The sequence below is a fragment of the Eubacterium sp. AF22-8LB genome (assembly GCF_003458715.1).
In the GTDB taxonomy this organism is placed as follows: domain Bacteria; phylum Bacillota_I; class Bacilli_A; order Erysipelotrichales; family Erysipelotrichaceae; genus Holdemanella.
Genome location: NZ_QRVI01000041.1, coordinates 1 through 816, shown reverse-complemented (window position 1 = coordinate 816; position 816 = coordinate 1). Strand labels below are relative to the sequence as shown.

The 816-nt window shown below is 34.3% G+C and carries 1 protein-coding gene; it reads right to left on the bottom strand.

The genetic code is table 11. The annotated features are described in order from the left end of the window. Nucleotides 1–225: 225 nt before the first annotated feature. Nucleotides 226–816, bottom strand: a 591-nt coding sequence (locus DWY01_RS10795; protein WP_147332190.1) for a transposase, incomplete at its 5' end; no start/stop codon positions are given.

Sequence of the window (816 nt, the reverse complement as noted above, 5' to 3'; positions counted from 1 at the left end):
GCGTAAACAATTGGGGCCTAGTTTGGGGTCTGTAAGATTCGTTAAAATTTTAAAATAAAAAGAGATGTAAATCTGTATGTTGGTACATGCAGAAGTGCATCTCTTTTTTAGTTGTGTTTTTCTTACTATGATTATTTGATTATGGGTAAGCGCCAAATAAAATAATGTGTTAAATAAATGAAAAAGAATCAGTTGAACATTGCTAAAAAATGTTAGCTGATACTTTTATTTACAGTTTTTTTGTACGAACTCGCTCCATGGCAGAAACTCGTCTATTATTTCTGGATTTTTGATTAGATCTTGGCTTGGAAGATATGTAAATATTGTTGTCAAATATTTATATGGATCTAGTCCATTTGCTTTTGCTGTTTCAATTATGCTGTATGCATTCGCACTTGATTCTGCTCCTGACACACTTGCCGAGAACAACCAGTTCTTTCTTCCTGTCGTAAATGGTCGAATTACTCTTTCATCTAATGAGTTTGTCATTGGAATATATCCATCATATAAGTATTGTCTCAATCCTTCTTCATGATTTAAAACATATTTAAATGCTCTGCTCAGCTTTGCACTGGCTGTGGCATTTTGATTGGATTTGCACCATGAAAAGAAGTCATCTATTAATGGCTTTGACTTTAGCTGACGTATTTTGACCTTTTTATCAGGTGACAACGCTTCTATTTCTTTTTCTATTGCGAAGAGTTTCTTGATCTTATTCATCGCAATAATCGGAAGCGTATTTTCTGCATTTTCGAGATCATTTGGAAGACTGTCTCTGAACTTTCTTCTTGCATGTGCCCAGCAGTATGCATTGAC